General features: G+C 43.8%; 20 protein-coding genes. 13 read left to right on the forward strand and 7 right to left on the reverse strand.

The features are described from left to right. Window positions 1-71 precede the first annotated feature (71 nt). The 3 genes from BLS59_RS07235 to BLS59_RS07245 all read right to left on the reverse strand — a co-directional run bounded on the left by BLS59_RS07235 (window position 72) and on the right by BLS59_RS07245 (window position 2931). Window positions 72-860: a copper homeostasis protein CutC gene (locus BLS59_RS07235; protein WP_091147488.1), complete on the reverse strand. Its 789-nt coding sequence runs from the start codon at window positions 858-860 to the stop codon at window positions 72-74. 255 nt (window positions 861-1115) lie between these two features. After that, entirely contained in the window at window positions 1116-2132 is a 1017-nt protein-coding gene (locus tag BLS59_RS07240; RefSeq protein WP_091146884.1) for a glycosylasparaginase, read from the reverse strand. Window positions 2133-2490: 358 nt separating this feature from the next. Further along, entirely contained in the window at window positions 2491-2931 is a 441-nt protein-coding gene (locus BLS59_RS07245) for a putative signal transducing protein (RefSeq protein ID WP_091146888.1), read from the reverse strand. A gap of 56 nt (window positions 2932-2987) precedes the next feature. Between BLS59_RS07245 and BLS59_RS07250 the strand changes: the two genes are divergently transcribed. From BLS59_RS07250 to BLS59_RS07265, 4 genes are all read left to right on the forward strand, one after another. Continuing rightward, window positions 2988-3953 carry a helix-turn-helix transcriptional regulator gene (locus BLS59_RS07250; RefSeq protein ID WP_091146891.1) on the forward strand — a complete coding sequence of 322 codons (966 nt, stop codon included), beginning with the start codon at window positions 2988-2990 and terminating at the stop codon, window positions 3951-3953. Between the two features lie 95 nt (window positions 3954-4048). Further along, the gene (locus BLS59_RS07255) at window positions 4049-4486 is read left to right on the forward strand and encodes an EVE domain-containing protein (RefSeq protein ID WP_091146895.1); all 438 of its coding nucleotides are present in this window, start codon (window positions 4049-4051) and stop codon (window positions 4484-4486) included. A 13-nt stretch (window positions 4487-4499) separates the two neighbouring features. Continuing rightward, the gene (locus tag BLS59_RS07260; protein WP_091146898.1) at window positions 4500-4922 is read left to right on the forward strand and encodes an SRPBCC family protein; all 423 of its coding nucleotides are present in this window, start codon (window positions 4500-4502) and stop codon (window positions 4920-4922) included. 93 nt (window positions 4923-5015) lie between these two features. Next, window positions 5016-5471 (forward strand): GyrI-like domain-containing protein, encoded by a 456-nt coding sequence (locus BLS59_RS07265; protein ID WP_091146899.1) that lies wholly within the window; start codon window positions 5016-5018, stop codon window positions 5469-5471. A 276-nt stretch (window positions 5472-5747) separates the two neighbouring features. Here the strand turns inward: BLS59_RS07265 and BLS59_RS07270 are convergent, their stop codons facing one another. The 3 genes from BLS59_RS07270 to BLS59_RS07280 all read right to left on the reverse strand — a co-directional run bounded on the left by BLS59_RS07270 (window position 5748) and on the right by BLS59_RS07280 (window position 8077). Then, window positions 5748-7082 (reverse strand): dihydroorotase, encoded by a 1335-nt coding sequence (locus BLS59_RS07270; RefSeq protein ID WP_091146903.1) that lies wholly within the window; start codon window positions 7080-7082, stop codon window positions 5748-5750. Window positions 7083-7199: 117 nt separating this feature from the next. Next, window positions 7200-7454, reverse strand: coding sequence for a hypothetical protein (locus BLS59_RS07275; RefSeq protein WP_143014059.1), 255 nt, complete (start codon window positions 7452-7454; stop codon window positions 7200-7202). Further along, window positions 7439-8077, reverse strand: a complete 639-nt coding sequence (locus tag BLS59_RS07280) for a hypothetical protein (RefSeq protein WP_091146910.1) — start codon at window positions 8075-8077, stop codon at window positions 7439-7441. Before BLS59_RS07280 ends, BLS59_RS07275 begins: the two co-directional genes overlap by 16 nt. A gap of 306 nt (window positions 8078-8383) precedes the next feature. Between BLS59_RS07280 and BLS59_RS07285 the strand changes: the two genes are divergently transcribed. The 8 genes from BLS59_RS07285 (at window position 8384) to BLS59_RS07320 (ending at window position 17865) form a co-directional block, all read left to right on the forward strand. Next, window positions 8384-9733, forward strand: a complete 1350-nt coding sequence (locus BLS59_RS07285) for a DEAD/DEAH box helicase (RefSeq protein ID WP_091146913.1) — start codon at window positions 8384-8386, stop codon at window positions 9731-9733. A gap of 31 nt (window positions 9734-9764) precedes the next feature. Beyond that, window positions 9765-10031 carry a hypothetical protein gene (locus BLS59_RS07290; protein ID WP_091146916.1) on the forward strand — a complete coding sequence of 89 codons (267 nt, stop codon included), beginning with the start codon at window positions 9765-9767 and terminating at the stop codon, window positions 10029-10031. Window positions 10032-10049: 18 nt separating this feature from the next. Continuing rightward, window positions 10050-10379: a gliding motility protein GldC gene (gene gldC, locus BLS59_RS07295; protein WP_091146918.1), complete on the forward strand. Its 330-nt coding sequence runs from the start codon at window positions 10050-10052 to the stop codon at window positions 10377-10379. Window positions 10380-10626: 247 nt separating this feature from the next. Then, window positions 10627-10944 (forward strand): hypothetical protein, encoded by a 318-nt coding sequence (locus BLS59_RS07300; RefSeq protein ID WP_143014060.1) that lies wholly within the window; start codon window positions 10627-10629, stop codon window positions 10942-10944. An 86-nt stretch (window positions 10945-11030) separates the two neighbouring features. Beyond that, window positions 11031-14480 (forward strand): response regulator, encoded by a 3450-nt coding sequence (locus BLS59_RS07305; RefSeq protein WP_091146924.1) that lies wholly within the window; start codon window positions 11031-11033, stop codon window positions 14478-14480. Between the two features lie 3 nt (window positions 14481-14483). Beyond that, the gene (locus BLS59_RS07310) at window positions 14484-15314 is read left to right on the forward strand and encodes a CheR family methyltransferase (protein WP_205411204.1); all 831 of its coding nucleotides are present in this window, start codon (window positions 14484-14486) and stop codon (window positions 15312-15314) included. After that, the gene (locus BLS59_RS07315; protein WP_162842577.1) at window positions 15304-15915 is read left to right on the forward strand and encodes a chemotaxis protein CheB; all 612 of its coding nucleotides are present in this window, start codon (window positions 15304-15306) and stop codon (window positions 15913-15915) included. Before BLS59_RS07310 ends, BLS59_RS07315 begins: the two co-directional genes overlap by 11 nt. A 6-nt stretch (window positions 15916-15921) precedes the next feature. Next, window positions 15922-17865, forward strand: a complete 1944-nt coding sequence (locus tag BLS59_RS07320; protein ID WP_091146931.1) for a hybrid sensor histidine kinase/response regulator — start codon at window positions 15922-15924, stop codon at window positions 17863-17865. Here BLS59_RS07320 and BLS59_RS07325 read toward each other — a convergent pair. Beyond that, window positions 17854-18339, reverse strand: a complete 486-nt coding sequence (locus tag BLS59_RS07325) for a methylated-DNA--[protein]-cysteine S-methyltransferase (protein ID WP_091146934.1) — start codon at window positions 18337-18339, stop codon at window positions 17854-17856. The genes BLS59_RS07320 and BLS59_RS07325 overlap by 12 nt on opposite strands. 606 nt (window positions 18340-18945) lie before the next feature. Between BLS59_RS07325 and BLS59_RS07335 the strand changes: the two genes are divergently transcribed. Then, window positions 18946-19629 (forward strand): heme exporter protein CcmB, encoded by a 684-nt coding sequence (locus tag BLS59_RS07335; protein WP_091146941.1) that lies wholly within the window; start codon window positions 18946-18948, stop codon window positions 19627-19629. Window positions 19630-19634 lie beyond the last annotated feature (5 nt).

Consider the following 19634-nt stretch of genomic DNA (forward strand, 5'->3'; position numbering starts at 1 on the left):
GATTGCTTCGTTTATCGCAAAGATGTGGCTTATTCCTTTCTCCTTGCTCCCAAAAGTCCTTCTTCCAAAAATCAGCTATTAGCCAGCCTTATCAATTCGCGTACCCTGCCGGCATCGCTAACGTCTATGGCGTATTCATCGCCAGGCGTATCACTCATCAGGATGTAGTCGTTATGATACTCCATTTTGCTTTTTATCAGCACCCGGGCCGATGAATGTACTTCGGTTACGCCGGTAAAATGTACCAGGTCGGCAACGTTGGTTTCGGTTACACCTGCTCCGGGCATGATACTTATACGGCCCCCGGCTTTTTCCACGAGGTGGTTAATAATGCTTGCGCCTTCCATTGCAGTGCTTTTACCACCCGAGGTAAGGATACGTTCGCATCCCATGTCAATGATCTCCTCAAGGGCCTTATATTGATCGGCACACATATCAAATGCACGGTGAAAGGTAACGCCAAGGCCCCATTGTTTGGCCAGCCTAACCATTTCGGTGCAGCGTTCAATATCTATACTGCCATCGGCCTTGAGTACGCCTATTACTACGCCATCGCAGCCGGCCTCAATGCAGTAGCGGATATCGGCACACATGATCTGGTATTCCAGGTCGGTATATAAAAAATCGCCTCCGCGGGGCCTTATCAGCACATACAATTTAATATGCAGCAGGTTGCGGGCCATCAATATCTGTCCGTGCGATGGGGTAGTGCCCCCTTCCTTTAAATTTTCACAAAGTTCAACACGTACCGCCCCACCTTCCTGCGCGGCCAGTGCCGAGGTAACAGAATTGGCACAAACTTCAAGGGAAACGCCGGGGCCATTGCCGTTTTGCACTGCTGTTGTCAGAGGTTCGGTCATCTTAATTTTTTTCTGTTTCCGGTTACCCGGATCGGAGTTCGTTTTTCTTAAAAATTTAAGTATCAAGTACTACTAACTCCCAGTAGCGTGATAGGTTTTTATTTTGTAAACTAATGCTATTCCTAAAATCTCTATTTCTTCTGCTTCATTAGTTCACTTGTTCATTAGTGTTTTATGGCGAAAATCTTCGATACTAAATGCTGATCTTACAACCTGCAAAGACCAATGAACTAATGAACAAGTGAACCAATAAACCTACTTCGCAGGGTAAAAGCTTTTTCCTTTAATTAAAAGATCCTGTTGCTGGGCGTTGCAAACCGCAAACGAGAACCCGGGTTGTATGGCATAAGCGCCGTATTCGCCTTTTTTGTTGATGGCTAAAAAGCCAACTTGTATGTTTTTAGCTGTATCGGGTTTCTTTTTAATGATACGATGAACGGCCTCTTTACAAGCTTTCTCCGGCGACATACCCTGCCGCATCAGTTCCACCACCAAAAAGCTGCCCACATTGCGGATCACCTCTTCGCCTACACCTGTTGATGTGGCGCCGCCTACTTCGTTATCAACATATAACCCCGCGCCAATAATTGGACTGTCGCCAACGCGACCATGCAGTTTAAAGGCCATGCCGCTGGTAGTACAAGCACCGGAGATATTACCTTTGGCATCAATAGCCAGCATCCCAATGGTATCGTGATTGTACTCGTTGCCGGGTTTGTGGCCGTTCTCGATATTCATAACCGGACTGTATTTGGCCGTTTTAAGCCATTCTTTCCATATTTTTTCAGACTCGGGGGTAAGCAATTTTTCTTTTTTCATGCCCTGTTCAACGGCAAACTGGGTTGCACCCTCGCCAACAAGCATCACGTGCGGGGTTTTTTCCATTACCAGTCGTGCTACCGAAATAGGGTGAGCTATATCTTCCATAGCGGCAACAGAGCCGCAGTTGCCAAATTCATCCATAATGCAGGCATCCAGGGTAACATGCCCATCGCGGTCTGGCAAGCCATGACGGCCAACCGTATGATTGGTGATATCCAGGGCCTCGGGTATTTTAGCGCCAGCCTCCAATGCATCAAGTGCGCGGCCGCCTGCTTCAAGGGTTTTCCAGGCCTCTTTATTGGCCATTATCCCAAAATCCCAGGTTGATATTACAATTGGCAGTTTAGCATCGGGTATTGCTGATACCGTTTTTGCCACGGCAGAATTGGAAAGCGCTGCCAGTGAAGCACCTGCAGCTGATAGTTTGATGAACTTACGGCGGTTATACATACCGCTAATATATAAAAAACAGGTAAAATAGCTTCACCTAAACTGCGGAGCAACCATGAGCGCAAAAAGGCAATTAACAGCGAATAATCCTCTCCAAAGGAGAGGACTATTGAATTGTATTGTTGGAAATTGTTTTTCTTACCTTTTTCCTGGGAACTAAAGTGTGTACACATCTTAATTATGTGAGTAACGTTTTTTGGCTAAAGCCAACGGCAATGAACAAAAGCCAGATATTCAAATTCATTGCCGTCCCATTTATGGGACGGGTAAATAAAAACGACAAGGGGCTTTAGCCAAACAATTAGCAATGCTGACAAACGTGTATACAGGGGGTATTCAATCGGAGAGAGCCGGGAGCTTACTCAAAATCCTGCTGGCAGTTAAAACAATGCCAGGCTTTGCGGGCGTAAAAAGGAAAAATAGAAAGTAAAAGCGAAATTATAAAGGTAAACCAATGCACCTTTTTTTCGGTGGCGGCGCCATAGCGCACATTGGTTGAGCCGCAAAAGGGGCATATTACCGCGTGGTGGGTTTCTTCATCAATTTCTACATGGTCCTGGTCGTGCAGGTCGCCTTCGGCGGCCAGTATCTCGCGGCATTTTTCAAGGTCGCGTTCAAAAACCTTTAGTTTAACACCGCCTATAGCCTGGTTATATATCGGGTTAAGGGTGCTCATGTATTCGTCTTCAATAAAACAGGAAATGCCGTTATCCTCCAGTTTGGTGCGTATAATGTGCGCCAGCATAACATCGTAATAGGTTTCAAATGTTATGATCTTCTCTTCGGGTTCTTTGGCCATATAGGTAAATAAAATAATACTACAAAGGTAAGCCCTTTTTTGTTTAATTTGAGGTTATGAACCGCATCGACCGCATATCGGCTATTTTGATCCAGTTGCAATCGCGCAGGGTAGTAAAAGCCGGTGATATTGCCGAACGCTTTAACATTAGCCTGCGCACCGTATACCGGGATATCCGCACGTTAGAAGAGGCCGGCATCCCGCTTATTGGCGAGGCCGGTGTAGGTTATTCCATTGTAGATGGTTACCGTTTGCCGCCCGTAATGTTTACCCGCGAAGAGGCCACCGCCTTTTTAACGGCCGAAAAGTTTGTGGAGAAGCTTACGGATGCTACCACAATAGCGCAATATCAATCGGCCATGTACAAGGTTAGGGCGATATTAAAAACCTCCGAGAAAGATGCGCTGGAAAATCTGGATGGCAGCATTGAGGTAATGAAGAGTCATGGCCAGAAACGGACAGGCAATAACGATCATATCCAAACCATACTGGATAGCATTGTACACAAAAAAGTTTTGACCATTGAATATTTTGCAGGTCACAGCCGGGAATTTACCAGGCGTGATGTTGAGCCGGTAGGCGTGGTTTTTCTCGACAGCTTCTGGCACCTGATAGCCTATTGCCGTTTACGCAGCGATTACCGCGATTTCAGGATAGACCGCATCCACAAACTAACCGTAACTGATACTACTTATAACAACAGCAAGCACCCAACCCTTAAAGCCTACATTGATCAAACTGTTAAGGAAAAACACCTGGAACTGGTGGTTATAAAGGTTGATAAGGAAATTTACAGTTATCTTGATTATCAGAAATATTACAGTGGTTTTGTGTCTGAAAAAACCATCGGCAACAAAATTGAAATGACCTTTTTAACCATGAGTATAGAGGGTTTTGCCCGCTGGTATATGATGTTTGGCGATAGGGCCGAGATTATTAAACCCGATGCCTTGAAAGATAAGGTTGCCTCCATAATTACCGCCATAAGCCAAAAAAATCTGCAGGAAAGCAACCTCTACTGACATACTGTTGTCACTACCCATTAATTACTTTGTTTCATAATAAATGTACCACCGTTTTGTGGTCATGTTTTTGCTGGTAATTAATTGAAAAAGTCATGAAATATTGGATAACCGTAGTGTCAAAAGATCACATAACCCGGGGCATAGCCGGCGGGTTTATGCAGGCTAATCATGGTAAACAAGGTCCGCTTACCCGTATGGCCACCGGCGATTGGGTGATCATTTATTCGCCAAGGCAAAGTATGAGCGGTAACGAGCCATTGCAGGCTTTCACCGCAATAGGGCAGGTTGCACGTGATGAGATCTATCAGCATAAAATGAGTGATGATTTTATTCCCTTCCGCCGCGATATCACTTATTACAAATGTGCCGAAACACCTATTGTTCCCTTGGTAGAAAAGCTTAGTTTTTTGCCTAATAAAAAGCAATGGGGTTATCCTTTCCGTTTCGGTTTTTTTGAGTTGCCCGGCCATGATTTTGAGCTGATAAAACAACAGATGATAAAGGATGAACTAATACCTGTAAAACAATAATAAACCAACAATTATGGAAAAGCTGACAGTAAACACCCAGGTAAAATTTAAAGCCCCGATTGCCAAAGTGTGGCAGGGGTTAACAGATCCTGCTATGGTAAAGGCGTACTTTTTTGGCACCGATTTAAAAACCAACTGGAGGGTAGGGGAGCCCATAACCTTTAGCGGCGAGTGGGATGGCCATAAATATGAAGACAAAGGAACCATCCTGAATATAGATCCGGGCAGGTATGTAAAGTACAGCTATTGGAGCAGTATGAGCGGTACCGAAGACAAGCCCGAAAACTATGCCAATGTAAGTTACAACCTCACCGAGAATAATGGCGAAACAACCCTAACCCTTACGCAGGACAATGTAAAAAACCAGGAAGCCAAAGAACATTCAGAGCAAAACTGGCAGGGTATTTTCGGTGAACTGAAAAAGTTGATTGAGTAACCCGATAGTATACAGTAAGTTTATATAACTGGTATAATAAATTGATTAAAAGTTAATTATATATCGGTATAACAAATAGTGATAGCTTTAATTATGGAAAAAATAGAATTGGAAGGCTTCTTTTTGCTGGGAATCTCTGTACGAACGACCAACGAGAACGGGCAATCGGCAAAGGATATTGGCGAGCTTTGGGAGCGCTTTATGGGAGATAACGTGCTTGAGCAAATAACCGGCCGGATGAGCGACGATATATACTGTGTTTATACCGATTACGAAAGCGATCACACGCGCCCGTATACCGCGGTGCTGGGTTGTAAGGTAAAGAGCCTTGATAACGCACCAGAGGGCCTTATAGGCCTTGTGGTGTTTGCTACAAGTTACGTTAAGTATGTAGCCAAAGGCCGCCTGCCCGATTGTGTTGCCGAAACCTGGCAGCACGTTTGGAACAACACCCTAAACCGTACCTACATTGCCGACTTTGACGTATGGGGTGCAAAGGCACAAAACCCCGAGGATGCCGAGGTGGAGATATATGTGGGGATTGCGTGATCCGGAGCTGAGCAATGGACAAAATGTTGTCATCCGATAGAGCAAGTGCGAGGAGAGAGCTGGGAAGCGAAAGAGAAATCTTCTACGGTATGTAATGCGCAAATAGCATATCGTAGAAGATTTCTCACTCGTACCTCGTATCGAAATGACAACCTTTTTTTATTCTTCCTGGCATATGATCAAGCGATAGCAGTAGCATAAAAAAGGCCCCATAATCATAAATTATGGGGCCTTTTACGTTACAGAAAATTCTGTATTTTTAAATTTTTAAAATCATTACCTGTTAAAATTCAGACGTTTGCCGGTTTTACCTTCAATTAAACTTCCGTTAGCATAAGCCACATTGCCCGATATTAGGGTATATGCAATTTGGGAGCGAAAGGTAGTGCCTTCAAACGGACTCCAGCCGCATTTGTACAGAATATTGGTGCGGTTCACGTTCCAGGGTTTGTTCAAATTTACCAGTACCAGATCGGCCCAGTAGCCTTCACGGATGAAGCCGCGCTTATCTATCTGGAAACAGGTAGCCACGTTATGCGCCATCTTTTCGGCAATTTGTTCAAGGCTTATTTTGCCGTGGTGGTAAAGCTCCAGCATGGCCGGTAATGCGTGCTGAACCAACGGACCGCCCGATGGTGCCTGCAGGTAGGGTTGCCCCTTTTCTTCCAGCGTATGCGGGGCATGGTCGGTAGCTATCACATCAATGTGTCCGTCAAGTACGGCGCGTAAAACAGCGTCGCGGTCGTCGGCGGTTTTAACGGCGGGGTTCCACTTTATGAAGTTGCCTTTTGTTTCGTAATCAGCATCGGAAAACCACAGGTGGTGCACGCAGGCTTCGGCGGTAATGCGTTTATCTTTCAGTGGTGTTTTATTGTCGAAAAGGTGTGGTTCAATCGCGGTTGATATATGCAGGATATGCAGGCGTGTATTGTGCTTTTTTGCCAGCTCAACCGCCAATGACGACGACAGGTAGCAGGCTTCGGCACTTCGTATTTTGGGGTGCAGCTGTACGGGGATGTTTTCGCCAAGCAGTTGTTTGTAATGTTCCAGGTTGGCCTTTATGGTAGCCTCATCCTCGCAGTGCACGGCAATAAGCATTGGCGATTGTGCAAAGAGGTTATCCAGCGTACGCGGATTATCAACCAGCATATTACCGGTAGATGATCCCATGAACACTTTAATGCCGCAAACATTGGCGGTATCGGTACGCAGCACCTGGTCAAGGTTATCGTTAGACGCGCCCATGAAAAAAGAGTAGTTGGCCAGCGAGTTGCGTGATGCTATCTCATATTTATCTTCAAGTAATTGCTGGGTTAAAGTATTGGGTACAGTGTTGGGCATCTCCATAAATGAAGTGATCCCCCCTGCCACTGCCGCGCGCGATTCGGTATAAATTTCGGCTTTGTGGGTAAGTCCCGGTTCGCGGAAGTGCACCTGGTCGTCAATACAGCCGGGCAGTAAGTGCAGGCCTTCGGCGTTAATAACCTCATCGGCATGGGCATCAATCTGCGCATCTATGCGTTCAATAAAGCCGTCCTTTACCAATACATCGGCAACGTATTGCTTGTTTTCGTTAACTATCGTAGCTGATTTTATGAGAATTGTAGCCATAGGTATTTTGATTTCGGATTGCTGATTTCGATTTCGGAGTTGGTGATATGGCAAATTTATAATTTAAATGATTATTAACTTGCGTTATTGCGATGCCACAATGAATAATTTAACAAGTCAGGACACCGTCACTAACCCCGCAAAATAATAAAGGCGATCAACCGAAGGTTGATCGCCTTTATCCAAAAGTCCTTTATCCAAAAGTCCTTTATCCAAAAGTCCTTTATCCAAAAGTCCTTTATCCAAAAGTCCTTTATCCAAAAGTCCTTTATCCAAAAGTCCTTTATCCAAAAGTCCTTTATCCAAAAGTCCTTTATCCAAAAGTCCTTTATCCAAAAGTCCTTTGTCTCCCCCAATTATTTCTTTCCCCAATAATAGTTCAGCCCGAAACCTATATTGGTGTTCAAGCCAAAGTTAAAGGAGTTGCTTTTGGTTTGATAATCATGCGTGTAGGCCACGTTACCGAAACCAAGATTTACAGCCAGTTTTGGGGTGGCAAAGAAAACGATATTAGGGTTGCCGCCTATAGCCAGCGAGCCCGATTTAAAGTTGCTGACATCATGAGCGGTAGTTGCGCCAAACTGCGGAAAAATTCCTACCCTGTCGTTCAGCATCCAGTAGTAACGGAAGTGGATGCCTAAGGATACGGCATCGGTATGGTACTTGTTGATTTTGGTAAAATTATCGGTCGGGGTGGTGTTGGAGTAATAGTTTGATGTTTCGGTGCCTGAGGTACGTGCGTAACCCGGCTGGATCCCTACCGACCATTTATCTGACATAAAAAAACCAAAATCGGGATTAAACTGGATAGAGGTGATCTTGTTATTGGTGTAAACCGTGGTGCCGGTAGTAAAGCCAATGTTGTTGGTATAACCGTAACCATCGTAGTTATAGTTGAGGCTACCGCCCACATATTTCTGCCCTTTACCAATTTGTGCGTTTGCTGCAAATGCAGCTGTAACTAAGAAAAATAAAATAAGTAAGTGTTTTTTCATGCCGGAAATATAAGGACTTTGATGCGTTTGGACAAAAGACTGTGGGATATTTGGACTATAAGACTTTGGGATGGTTAGAATAATTAAAGATGGCGATAGTATCCCGGCAATAAATAAACTTCCGAGGTGCCAATAGTTCAAACAAACCTGTGATCTTAATAATTTCCAAATCAACACTCCAATATCCTAAAGCCCTATAGTCTCATAGTCCCAAGTCCTAAAGTCTCCAAGTCCAAATATCCCACAGTCTTTTGTCACAAAGTAACTTTGAATATCCTACTTCAACAAAAAGCCTATCTTTGCGGCATGGGTGTAACTTTTGAAGAATTTAATTTTAACCGGCAAATTTTAAACGCGATAGCCGATGCCGGTTATACCGAAGCTACGCCTATACAGCAAAAAGCCATTCCGCCTATTATGAACGGGCAGGATGTAATGGGTATAGCGCAAACAGGTACCGGTAAAACGGCAGCCTATGTATTGCCTATTCTCATGAAACTTAAATATGCGCAGGGCGATAATCCGCGCGCGCTCATTGTGTCGCCTACGCGCGAACTGGCCATGCAAATAGAGGAAAACGTAAAGACCTTTGCCGCTAATACCGATTTACGGGTGGTGGTGCTTTACGGCGGCCTGGGCCCAAAAACGCAAATAGAACAAATTAACAAAGGGGTTGACATTATTGTGGCTACCCCTGGTCGTTTCCTGGATATTTACCTGGCTGGCCATATAGTTACCAAAACACTACAGGTATTGGTGCTGGACGAGGCCGATAAAATGATGGATATGGGCTTTATGCCCCAGATAAACCGCATCCTGGAGATAGTGCCCGTTAAAAGGCAAAATCTGCTGTTTTCGGCTACCATGAGCGAGAAGATCCACGAACTTTCAAACAACTTTTTGGAGTTTCCTACCATTATAGAGGTTAGTCCGCAGGCTACACCGGCGCAAACGGTTAACCAGCAATTATACTTTGTACCCAATACCAAAACAAAAATTAACCTGCTCAGGAAATTGCTTGACCTGGAAGGCAACATTACCAAGCTCATGATCTTTTGCAAAACCCGTGTAGCAGCAGATGATGTTTACAAGTTTTTGCAGCGTAAATACGGCGAAGGCGGTGTGAAAGTGCTGCATGCCAACAAGGGGCAAAATACCCGCATCAATTCCATCAATTCGTTTAAAAACGATGAGGTAAAAATATTGGTGGCAACAGATGTAGCCAGCCGTGGTATTGATGTGAGCGATGTAAGCCATGTTATAAACTTTGATGTGCCCGTGGTTATTGAAGATTACGTGCACAGGATAGGCAGAACCGGCCGTGCGTTACAGCATGGCGAGGCTATTACCTTTTGCGGTCCGGCCGAAGTATATTACCTAAGGAAGATAGAAAAGCTTATCAAGCAAACCATCCCCGTATCTGCCCTGCCCGATGATGTGTTTATTGAGGAAACCGGTTACGATGAGCGCCAGGAACAAAACAAAGAGATCGATTTACAAAAACGTAAGGACGATCCTGATTTTAAAGGAGCCTTCCACGAAAAGAAAAGCGCCAACCAGCACAAAAAATTCGACGTAGCCAAGGCCAAGGTTAAATACGGCAAGGCCTATAAAGTGGCTACCGGCAAAAATAAAACATCGCGCAAAAAGCGTTAATAAACCAGTTAAACCAAGTATCTTTTTATAAATGAAACTCCGTATTACGCCCCTGAACTTTGCATCTGCCTTTTTTTTGGTGGTTGCGGCTTATATCTGGATCTATGGCGCGGGCATAGCGGGCCGTCCGCTGGAAAACTGGAGCGGCACCATCGGCTGGATCTTTTTACTGTTTGCATTCGTGACGTTTTTTCTCGACCTTATATTCCGTAACTTTTTTGCCGAACTTAAAAAATTATGGCTCATAGAGCTATGCTTCATAGCCCTGGTTGTTATCATATTTTTACTTGTTAAATAATTCAATACTTAATTTAAAATGAAGACTGCTGAAATAAAGCTCACCGTTACGCTCGACGATAATAATGTTCCCGAAACCATCATGTGGGAATCAACCGATGCTGCCAACAAGGAAGCATTACCCGTAAAATCATTTATGCTGGCCCTTTGGGATCAGAGCTATAAAAATACCCTGCGTATTGATCTTTGGACAAAAGATATGCCGGTTGACGAAATGAAACGTTTCTTTTACGAAACTCTGCAAACCATGGGCGACAGCTTTTTACGCGCCACCGGCGAAACCGCCATCGTTGAAGACCTGCGCGACTACTGTGCCCACTTTGCCGATAAAATGGAGATTAAACAATAAAAAAAGTATCAAGTAGTTTGCGATTAGTATCAAGTAGTTAGTATCAAGTATCATGACTATTTTTTATTTTAAGCCGATTGTCCTTGTAAACATTTAAAGGTACTTGCTACTTGATACTAACTACTTGATACTAAATATTATGCGCCTTAGTTCAATTTTATCTTTTTTAGGGTTTGCGCTGATTTTTGGGGGTACGTATTGCCCTTTGCTGCGCCCCTTCCACTTATTTAACTGGAATGTATACCAAATGAACCAGCCCTACGGTTTGGTGCTGCTGCTGGTTGCCGTTGTGGGTATTTTAGCCTCGTTTCTTAACCAGCGTAAACTGGTGCGCATTACTGCCTGGATCTCGCTGGTGCTGGTAGTTATGCTGTTGATTGCCGCCATTTTAAAAGTGCAGTTTGCTTTTAGCTTTATACCTTTTCATAAGGTTGATGCGTTTTTAGCCAGGCAAATTAAATTTAAGTGGGGATGGTATGTGCTGTTTGCCGGCGCTATACTGGCTTTGGCCGGCGCGCTGAACAACAAGCCTAAAAGTATAATAACCGCTCCCGAAACGGTTTAAACTACTCCTAAAATGTTTATTGCTTGAGCAATATGCTAAACAGATTTTTTTTAAACATATTTGTATCAGATAAATAACGGTTCTACATGTTGAAATTTTCCTTTCGCCAGCAGGTATTAGCAGGCTTTGTTGTATCAATCATACTTGTATTAGTGGTTGGTATACTATCGTACAAAAGCATCAATCAGTTGGAGGACGATACCAAATGGGTTGATCATACCCAAAAGGTTATTAAAACCTCTACCAATTTACTGCAGTTGATGATTGATGCCGAAACAGGCATGCGCGGTTATGGTGCAACAAACAATAAAGTATTTCTTGATCCGTATACGACGGCGGTTCCGCGCGTACATAACGATATTCAGGATCTTAGGGAAATGGTTGTTGATAACCCTGTTCAAATAAAACGTATTGATTCAATAACTATATTAGTTAATGACCAGCTTGGCATCTTAAAAAACAACATTGATACCCGCGAGGCAAAAGGCCTTGATTATATGGTGCAAAACCATATGTTTTTGGATGGCAAGCAAAATATGGACGAAATAAGGAAACTTGTTGCCCATATTATTGAAGATGAAAACGGTTTGCTTGCCAAACGTAAAGAAGCATCGCAGGCGGCATCAGCAACCGCCATTGAAACTATTATTGGCGGTTCTGTTGTATTCCTTATCATTATCTTGTGGTTATTCTTCTATATTCAGAAAACTTTTGATAACCAGAAAAAAATTGAGGCCGAAATTAAAGTTGCCAATATTGAGCTGGCAGAAGTATTGGCCGAAAACGAAGCCAAAAACTGGCTGCTTACGGGTACCGGTGCTCTTAACGAAAAAATGCAGGGTCAGCAAAGCGAAAAGGAATTATCAAGAAATATACTTGCCGAGGTTTGCTCTTACACCAAAGCTGCAGCCGGTACATTGTACCTTTATGATGATACCCACCAGCGACTTGACCTTTATGCATCGTTCGCGTTTCACAACCCCGATTTTTTAAAGAAAACCGTTAAGTTATCTGAAGGATGGCTTGGACAGGTGGCCGAGGACAAAAAAGCCGCGGTTATAAAAGGCCGTCTTAACGACAGGTTGGAACTGGAATCATCGATAGTAAAAGAAGATCTGGCCGAAAGCTTTATCATTCCTTTCTTCTTCGACAAAAAACTGAAGGGTGTAATGGAAGTTGCCTTTAGCGGTACACTGGCCGATCGCGAAAAAAATTACATCGTAGCTGTTGCCAATGATATTGGTATAGCGGTTAACACTTCACAGGCACGCACCATAATGCATGACCTGTTTGAAGAAACCCAGCAACAGGCCGAAGAACTGGAAGCACAGCAGGAAGAAATGCGCGTTACCAACGAAGAGCTGATGAACAAAACAGAAATGTTGCAGGCATCAGAAGAAGAGTTGCGCGTACAACAGGAAGAACTGCGTACCATTAACGCCGAACTGGAAGAAAAAGCCAGCTTGCTTGAAGAAAAAAACCAGGCTATTGAGCAGGCCCGCGAAGCCATCAACATAAAAGTTAATGAGCTGGAAACAACCGGCAAATACAAATCGGAGTTTTTGGCCAATATGAGTCACGAGCTGCGCACGCCGCTTAACAGTATCCTGGTACTGGCCCGCATATTAAAAGATAACAAACCGCTTAACCTTTCAGAAGATCAGATCAAATACGCCAGTGTAATATTTAACGCCGGTAACGATCTGCTTACGCTCATCAACGATATCCTCGACCTTTCAAAAATTGAATCGGGCAAGCTGGATATGCAAAATGAGAATATCAAGGTTTCCGAAATTTTAGGCGACATGGAAATGTTGTTTGCCGAGGTGGCCGGTAACAAAAAAATAAACTTTACCACCAGCGTTGCCAAAAATGCACCGCAAACGGTATTTACAGATAAAGTACGCGTTGAGCAGGTGGTGAAAAATCTGCTGTCGAATGCGTTTAAGTTTACGCCCGAGCATGGTTCCATATCCATCAATGTATCGTTGGGTAAAAAAGAACAGACACTTGATCTTGCCATTAAAGATTCGGGAATCGGCATCCCGGCCGAGAAGCAGCGCATCATATTTGAAGCGTTTCAGCAGGCCGATGGTTCAACCAGCCGCAAATACGGCGGTACAGGTTTAGGCTTGTCTATAAGCCGTGAGCTTGCTTTCTTATTGGGTGGCAGCATCAGCCTTAGCAGCGAACCTGGTTTGGGCAGCGAGTTTGTGCTCACCATTCCTTTTGAGGCCAAAATAGTGCCGGTTGTTGAAGAAGAAGTTTTACCAACAGCCCAAACCTTCCGCGCCGAAACTACCTTCCTTAAAACTGCCAAACCGGCTACCCGCGAAGACAACCGCGAGCCATTGGTAGTGATAGTGGAGGATGATAAGAATTTTGCCAATATTTTGCAAGATTACGCCCGCGATCATGGTTATAAATCAATTATGGTGTACGAAGGTACCCGAGCCGTTGAAACCATTAAAGAGGCTAAACCCGATGCCGTAATTCTGGATATTATGCTGCCGGGCAAAGATGGCTGGCAGATATTGAAAGAGCTAAAGGCCGATGAAGAAATTATGCATATCCCGGTTCACCTGATGTCGGCAGGGGAGGCAGCGGCCAACCGTGTGCGTAAAGAGGGGGCCATCAGCTTCCTTAAAAAACCTATCAATACCGAAACACTTGATAAGCTGTTTGCCGATATTATGCTGCAAAGCGGTACCAAGTTTACACAAATACTATTGGTGGAAGACCACAGGGCCCAAAGCCAGGCATTAAAAGATATGATGCAGGGGCAGGGTATAACGGTTGACCAAGCCTTTGATGGCGAATCGGCATTCAGGATGCTGCATGAAAATGAATACCAGTGCGTGATCCTTGATCTTAACCTGCCCGATATTTCGGGGCTTGACCTGCTGGACAAGATAAAAGAGGTTGAACGCTTTATATCATTGCCGGTAATTGTAAATACAGCTATGGAGCTGGATAAAACCTCGGTTAACAGGCTAATGCAATACGCCAACGCCATGGTGGTTAAAACCAACAAATCTGCCGATAGGCTTATTGATGAGGTAAACCTGTTCCTGAACAAGATCAGCGAAACCGCAGGTAGTCCGCAACTTGCATCGGCATCTATTTCAAAACCCAAGGCACCATCCAAAGGCAAGGGAGCCATTAAAGGTAAAAAGGTACTCATTGTTGACGACGATATGCGTAACATTTTTGCCCTCAGCAGTGCCCTGCAAAGTTACGACCTGGTTGTTGAGATAGCCAACGATGGTGAAGAAGCGATTGCCAAGCTGGAAGAGGTAAGTGATATTGATATAGTGCTCATGGACATCATGATGCCTAAGATGGACGGATACGAAGCCACAAGATATATACGCAAGCAAAACAAATGGGCCAAGTTGCCTGTAATAGCTTTAACCGCTAAAGCAATGAAAGACGACCGCGAAAAGTGCATAGCCGCCGGGGCAAACGATTATATCACAAAACCGGTTGATATGGACAGGCTTATTTCACTAATGCAGTTGTGGCTTGAAAGCTAATTTATGACCGATACTTCCGTTATTATATCATCTATACAGGTAACCGAACTTATTGACCTTGTAAAAAAAGTTCATGGTTTTGATTTCTCTGGTTATACAAAGGCCTCGTTAAAAAGGCGCATCACCAGGATCATGCAGCTTAAAAAGCTGAGTTTTTATGACCTGAAGCACATACTGGTTAACGATCCGCATTTTTTCCAGGAGTTTTTGGAAGAGATTACGGTTAACGTTACCGAAATGTTTCGCGATCCAACTTTTTACAAGGCATTGGATGCCCAGGTGGTACCCTACCTGTCAACCTATCAGCATTCAAAGATCTGGTGCGCGGGTTGTTCCACCGGCGAAGAAGTGTATTCGCTGGCTATAGTGCTGCGGGAAGCCGGCCTGAGCAAAAAGTCATTTATATACGGTACCGATATTAATACCGAGGTGCTGAAAGAGGCCCGCAAAGGAATTTATAGTCTGCGTAACATAAAAAGCTATGCCGAAAATTATTCGTTTACCGGTTTAAAAGGTTCCATAACAGATCATTTCACCATTTTGTACGATGCTGCAACCATTCATAATGAGCTGAAGCAAAATACGCTGTTTTCTGTGCATAACCTGGTTTCAGATAATGTGTTTAACGAGTTTCAGCTTATAAGCTGCCGTAACGTGTTCATTTACTTTGAAACCGAACTGCAGGAACGCATATTGGAATTATTTTATAAAAGCTTGTGCCCACTGGGGTATTTATGCCTGGGTAGCAAAGAAACTATTCGCTCAGATTCTTTTAAGAAAAAGTTTAAGGTGATCAATCAAAAAGAAAATATCTATCAAAAAATTGGCTCTTGATAAAACCGTTATAGAACGCTGGCACGCTGCCGACATAGTTTTGTTCGGAGGTTCTGCCGGGTCTTTTAAACTGCTTTTTCAGATCGTTAAAATTTTGCCGGCTGATCTTAACAAAACAGTAATTATAGTAATTCACCGGAAAAAGAACTTTTTTAGCGAAATTGAAAAACTGTTTGCAGAAAACAGCCGTATGTTAATGCGCGAAATTGCTGATAAAGATATTCTTAAAACGAATACTATTTTTATAGCACCGGCAAATTACCATACATTAATTGAAAAGGACGGTACCTTTGCGTTAGATGTATCTGAGGCGGTTTGGTATTCAAAGCCATCAATTGATGTAACCTTTGAAAGTGCCGCCGAAGTTTATGGAGCACGTTGCCTGGCTATTTTATTATCTGGTGCAAACCAGGATGGTGCCGAGGGTTTGCTTAAATTACGAAATAGTGGCGCCACTACAATTGCCCAGGACCCGGATGATGCGGAAATGGGTGAAATGCCGAGATCGGCTGTTGACATTGGAGCTGCTGAATATGTATTGCAAACGGAAGAGATATTTAAACTATTAAACACAAAGAGTGATTCACCACACATTAATTAATATTACATGACCCCTGTAAATATTCTTATTGTTGATGATAGAGAAGAGAACATAATAGCACTTGAGGCATTATTAGCGCGCGATGATATCCGCATTTTTTCAACAACATCGCCCAACGAAGCGCTTAAAATAGCCTGGGAAACACATATAGCAATAGCATTAGTTGACGTTCAGATGCCCGAAATGGATGGCTTTGAACTGGTTGAAATGCTAAAATCAAACCCGCGTACTAAAGATATCATGGTAATTTTTGTTACCGCTATATCAAAAGAAACCAAATATGCCGTTAAGGGTCTTGGCACGGGTGCTGTTGATTATCTGTACAAACCGCTTGATCCGTATATAACATCGGCCAAGGTTGATTCATTTGTGCAGCTGGCCCGCACACAGGCCGAACTTAAATCAAAAAGCGACGAGCTGCAGAACTATGCTATCGTAGTTAAAAACTCTGCAGATATAATTTGCTCTGTTGATGCGCAAACCCTGCGCATTGAAAACATAAACCCGGCTATTGAAGGTATCATGGGCTTTAAGCCTGCCGAATTGCTGGGCAAAAGCATTGTTAACCTAGCTATTGATGAGCATAGACCGCTGTTCAGAAAAAAACTGGGTGAGATAATCAAGGATAACCTGACGTTTGCGGTTTTTGAGTTCAGGTTTGAAACATTTGATAAAAACATTATTTGGGTTGAGTGCCGTGCATCATACCGCAACAAAACCATATTTCTGAATATCAGTGATATCTCACCGCAAAAAAGTTACCAGGAACAACTGATAAAGTCAAAAGAAAATGCCGAGTACAGCAAAAAGGTTAAGGAAACTTTTTTGGCCAACATGAGCCATGAGCTTCGTACACCCATAAACGGTATTATTGGTATCACCAACCTGCTGCTTAAAACCGATGTTGATGAACAGCAAAGGGGGATGCTTGATCTGCTGGATACCTCATCGAAATCATTGTTGGGGGTGATAAACGATGTGCTTGATATTTCAAAGATAGAGGCCGGCAAGTTTAACATCATCCGCAGTGCAAATAATGTGCATGATATCATCAAATCGGTATTTGACCTGCTTAAGTTCAGGGCCGATGAAAGCAACATTGAATTTTTTCTGGATGTAGACCCCGATGTGCCGCAAAACCTCATGGTTGATTCATTAAGGCTTAACCAGATCTTGATGAACCTGCTTAGCAATGCCATTAAATTTACCGAACGTGGCTATGTAAAGCTTAGGGTAACCGTACTGCAAAGACATAGCGACAAGGTTAAGATAAAATATAGTGTAGAGGATACAGGCATAGGCATCCCTACGGACCGGCTCACTAAAATTTTTGAATCATTTGAGCAGGCCGAAGATGACACGGTGAGCAAATATGGCGGTACCGGTTTGGGCCTTACCATTGTAAAAAAGCTGGCCGAACTTAAAGGCGGCGAACTTACGGTAAGTAGCCAGATAGGTAAGGGCAGTATCTTTAGCTTTATAAACTGGCATACTATTGCTCTTAAACCGGCAGAAAAAGCTGGTCCAAAGCCCGAGAAGGCCCTTACACCTTTTGCAGGTGTAAGTATATTGGTGGCCGAGGATAACATGGTGAACCAGTTTATGCTATCGAAAATACTAAAGGACTGGAAGGTTGATGTGGATATGGTTGACAATGGCCGTAAGGCACTTGATAGGCTTGCAGCCAAGCATTACGATATGATATTGATGGATACCCACATGCCCGAAATGAACGGCTACCAGGCTGCCAAAACCATCAGGGTTGATTTTGAAGAACCCAAAAGGAGTATCCCCATTATTTCATTATCGGCAGCATCATTTGGGCACGAACAGCAGGAAGCCTTAACCGCAGGTATGAACGATGTACTGGCGAAACCGTTTCAGCCATACCAGTTACATGAAAAAATAACGGCGTTGTTAAATTCGCCTGTTAATACTTCAAAAGTTTAGTTTCGTTTGTCCAACACCCATTACGCGGGCCTCGTGTTCAAGGAGCCATTGTTTGCGCCACAGGCCGCCCGCATAGCCGGTTAAACTACCGTCGGACCCAATAATGCGGTGGCAAGGTACTACCACCCATAAATTATTTTTACCATTTGCCGATGCAATAGCCCTTATAGCCAAAGGGCTTTTCATTTTGTTTGATTGCTGCGCGTAGCTAATGGTTTTCCCGTAACCCACTTCCATTAAACATTCCCAAACCTGCTGCTGAAATACCGTACCCGGTTGTTTAATGGGGAAGTCGAATATTTTTCTTTCGCCAGTAAAATACTCCTGCAGCTGCTTAATAGCCATTTGTAACAGCGGGGTAGCAGGGGGCGTAATTTCCGGTTCCTCATCCAATATAGATACCGCCGAGATAAAATCATCATCTTCGGTAATACGGGCAACGCCAAGCGGGGTACGGTAATATGCTGTAGGCATGGTTTATAGTTAGATACAAATATTGCTATTTAGTTGGGATAAATGCAAGGGTTATGTCTGCGCGCGAACACACCCCTGCCATCCCGCATTCCAAGGCTCTCCTCTTAAGGGTAATAGCCCATGAGTAGACAGAGATATCATAAATAAGTTTGATAGGCTACATGCCGGCCCCTTCGGGGCTACGTGTTTATAGTTTAATATAATATAGGCTTGGCTCCGTAGGTGCCTCCTTATTTAACAGGAAGCTCCTATGGAGCTATTGATACCCATAAAATACCTATAAACACGATACTCCTACGGAGTTAGAAAATCTGCTTACGTTTTTATGGCTTGGGCTATTACTCTCTCAAGGGGGGAATTGAAGGATGAATCAAATAAAAACAAGAGCATAGGGCCAGGTGCGATTCCCCTCTCGAGAGGAGTGGAGGGGTGTGTTTCTTTGCTTTGCCTGATCGCGAACACACCCCTGCCATCCCGCATCCCATCGCTCGCCCCTCTCGAGAGGGGAATTAAAACACTCACCCGTCATCGATATGCAGAGCCGGTAAGCGGTGTCTTCCACGCCCGCCCCCTCCAACTTAAATACAAATTATTACCTTTGCCGGCATGAAGCTCATTAATGAAACCTGGTATCTCCTTAAAAAAGAAATTTTGCTGGAGTGGCGGTCTAAATATGCTTTTAACGGGGTTCTGCTGTATGTGGTATCTACTGTGTTTGTATGCTACATAGCCTTTAACCTTACGCCTGGTTTTACCAGCAGCACCGGCTACTCTGTAGTATGGAATGTACTGTTCTGGATAATTATGCTGTTTGCATCGGTTAATGCTATTGCCAAAAGCTTTATGCAGGAAAGTAAAAGCCGGTTGCTTTATTACTATTCCATTGCCAGTCCGCAGGCTATTATTATTTCAAAAACTATTTACAATGTGCTGCTCATGTCATTGCTGAGCATGCTGGCTTTGCTGGTATACATGGTGTTCTTCAAAAATAAACTCGGCGACCCGCTTTTTTACTTTTTAGCGGTACTGCTGGGCAGTATCAGCTTCTCCACGGTGTTCACTATGATCTCGGCCATTGCTTCAAAGGCGGGTAATAACGGCACGCTTATGGCTATCCTTAGCTTCCCGGTTATTATACCTGTTATACTGGTGCTTATCCGCCTTAGCAAAAGTGCTATGGATGGTATAGACAGGAGCCTTAGCCTGCAAAATTTTGGTGCCCTGGCTGCTATCAATGTTATTGTTATTGCTACCTCTCTGTTGCTTTTCCCTTTTCTTTGGCGCGACTAAATTAT

Source organism: Mucilaginibacter pineti, assembly GCF_900101875.1.
Taxonomy (GTDB): Bacteria; Bacteroidota; Bacteroidia; order Sphingobacteriales; family Sphingobacteriaceae; genus Mucilaginibacter; species Mucilaginibacter pineti.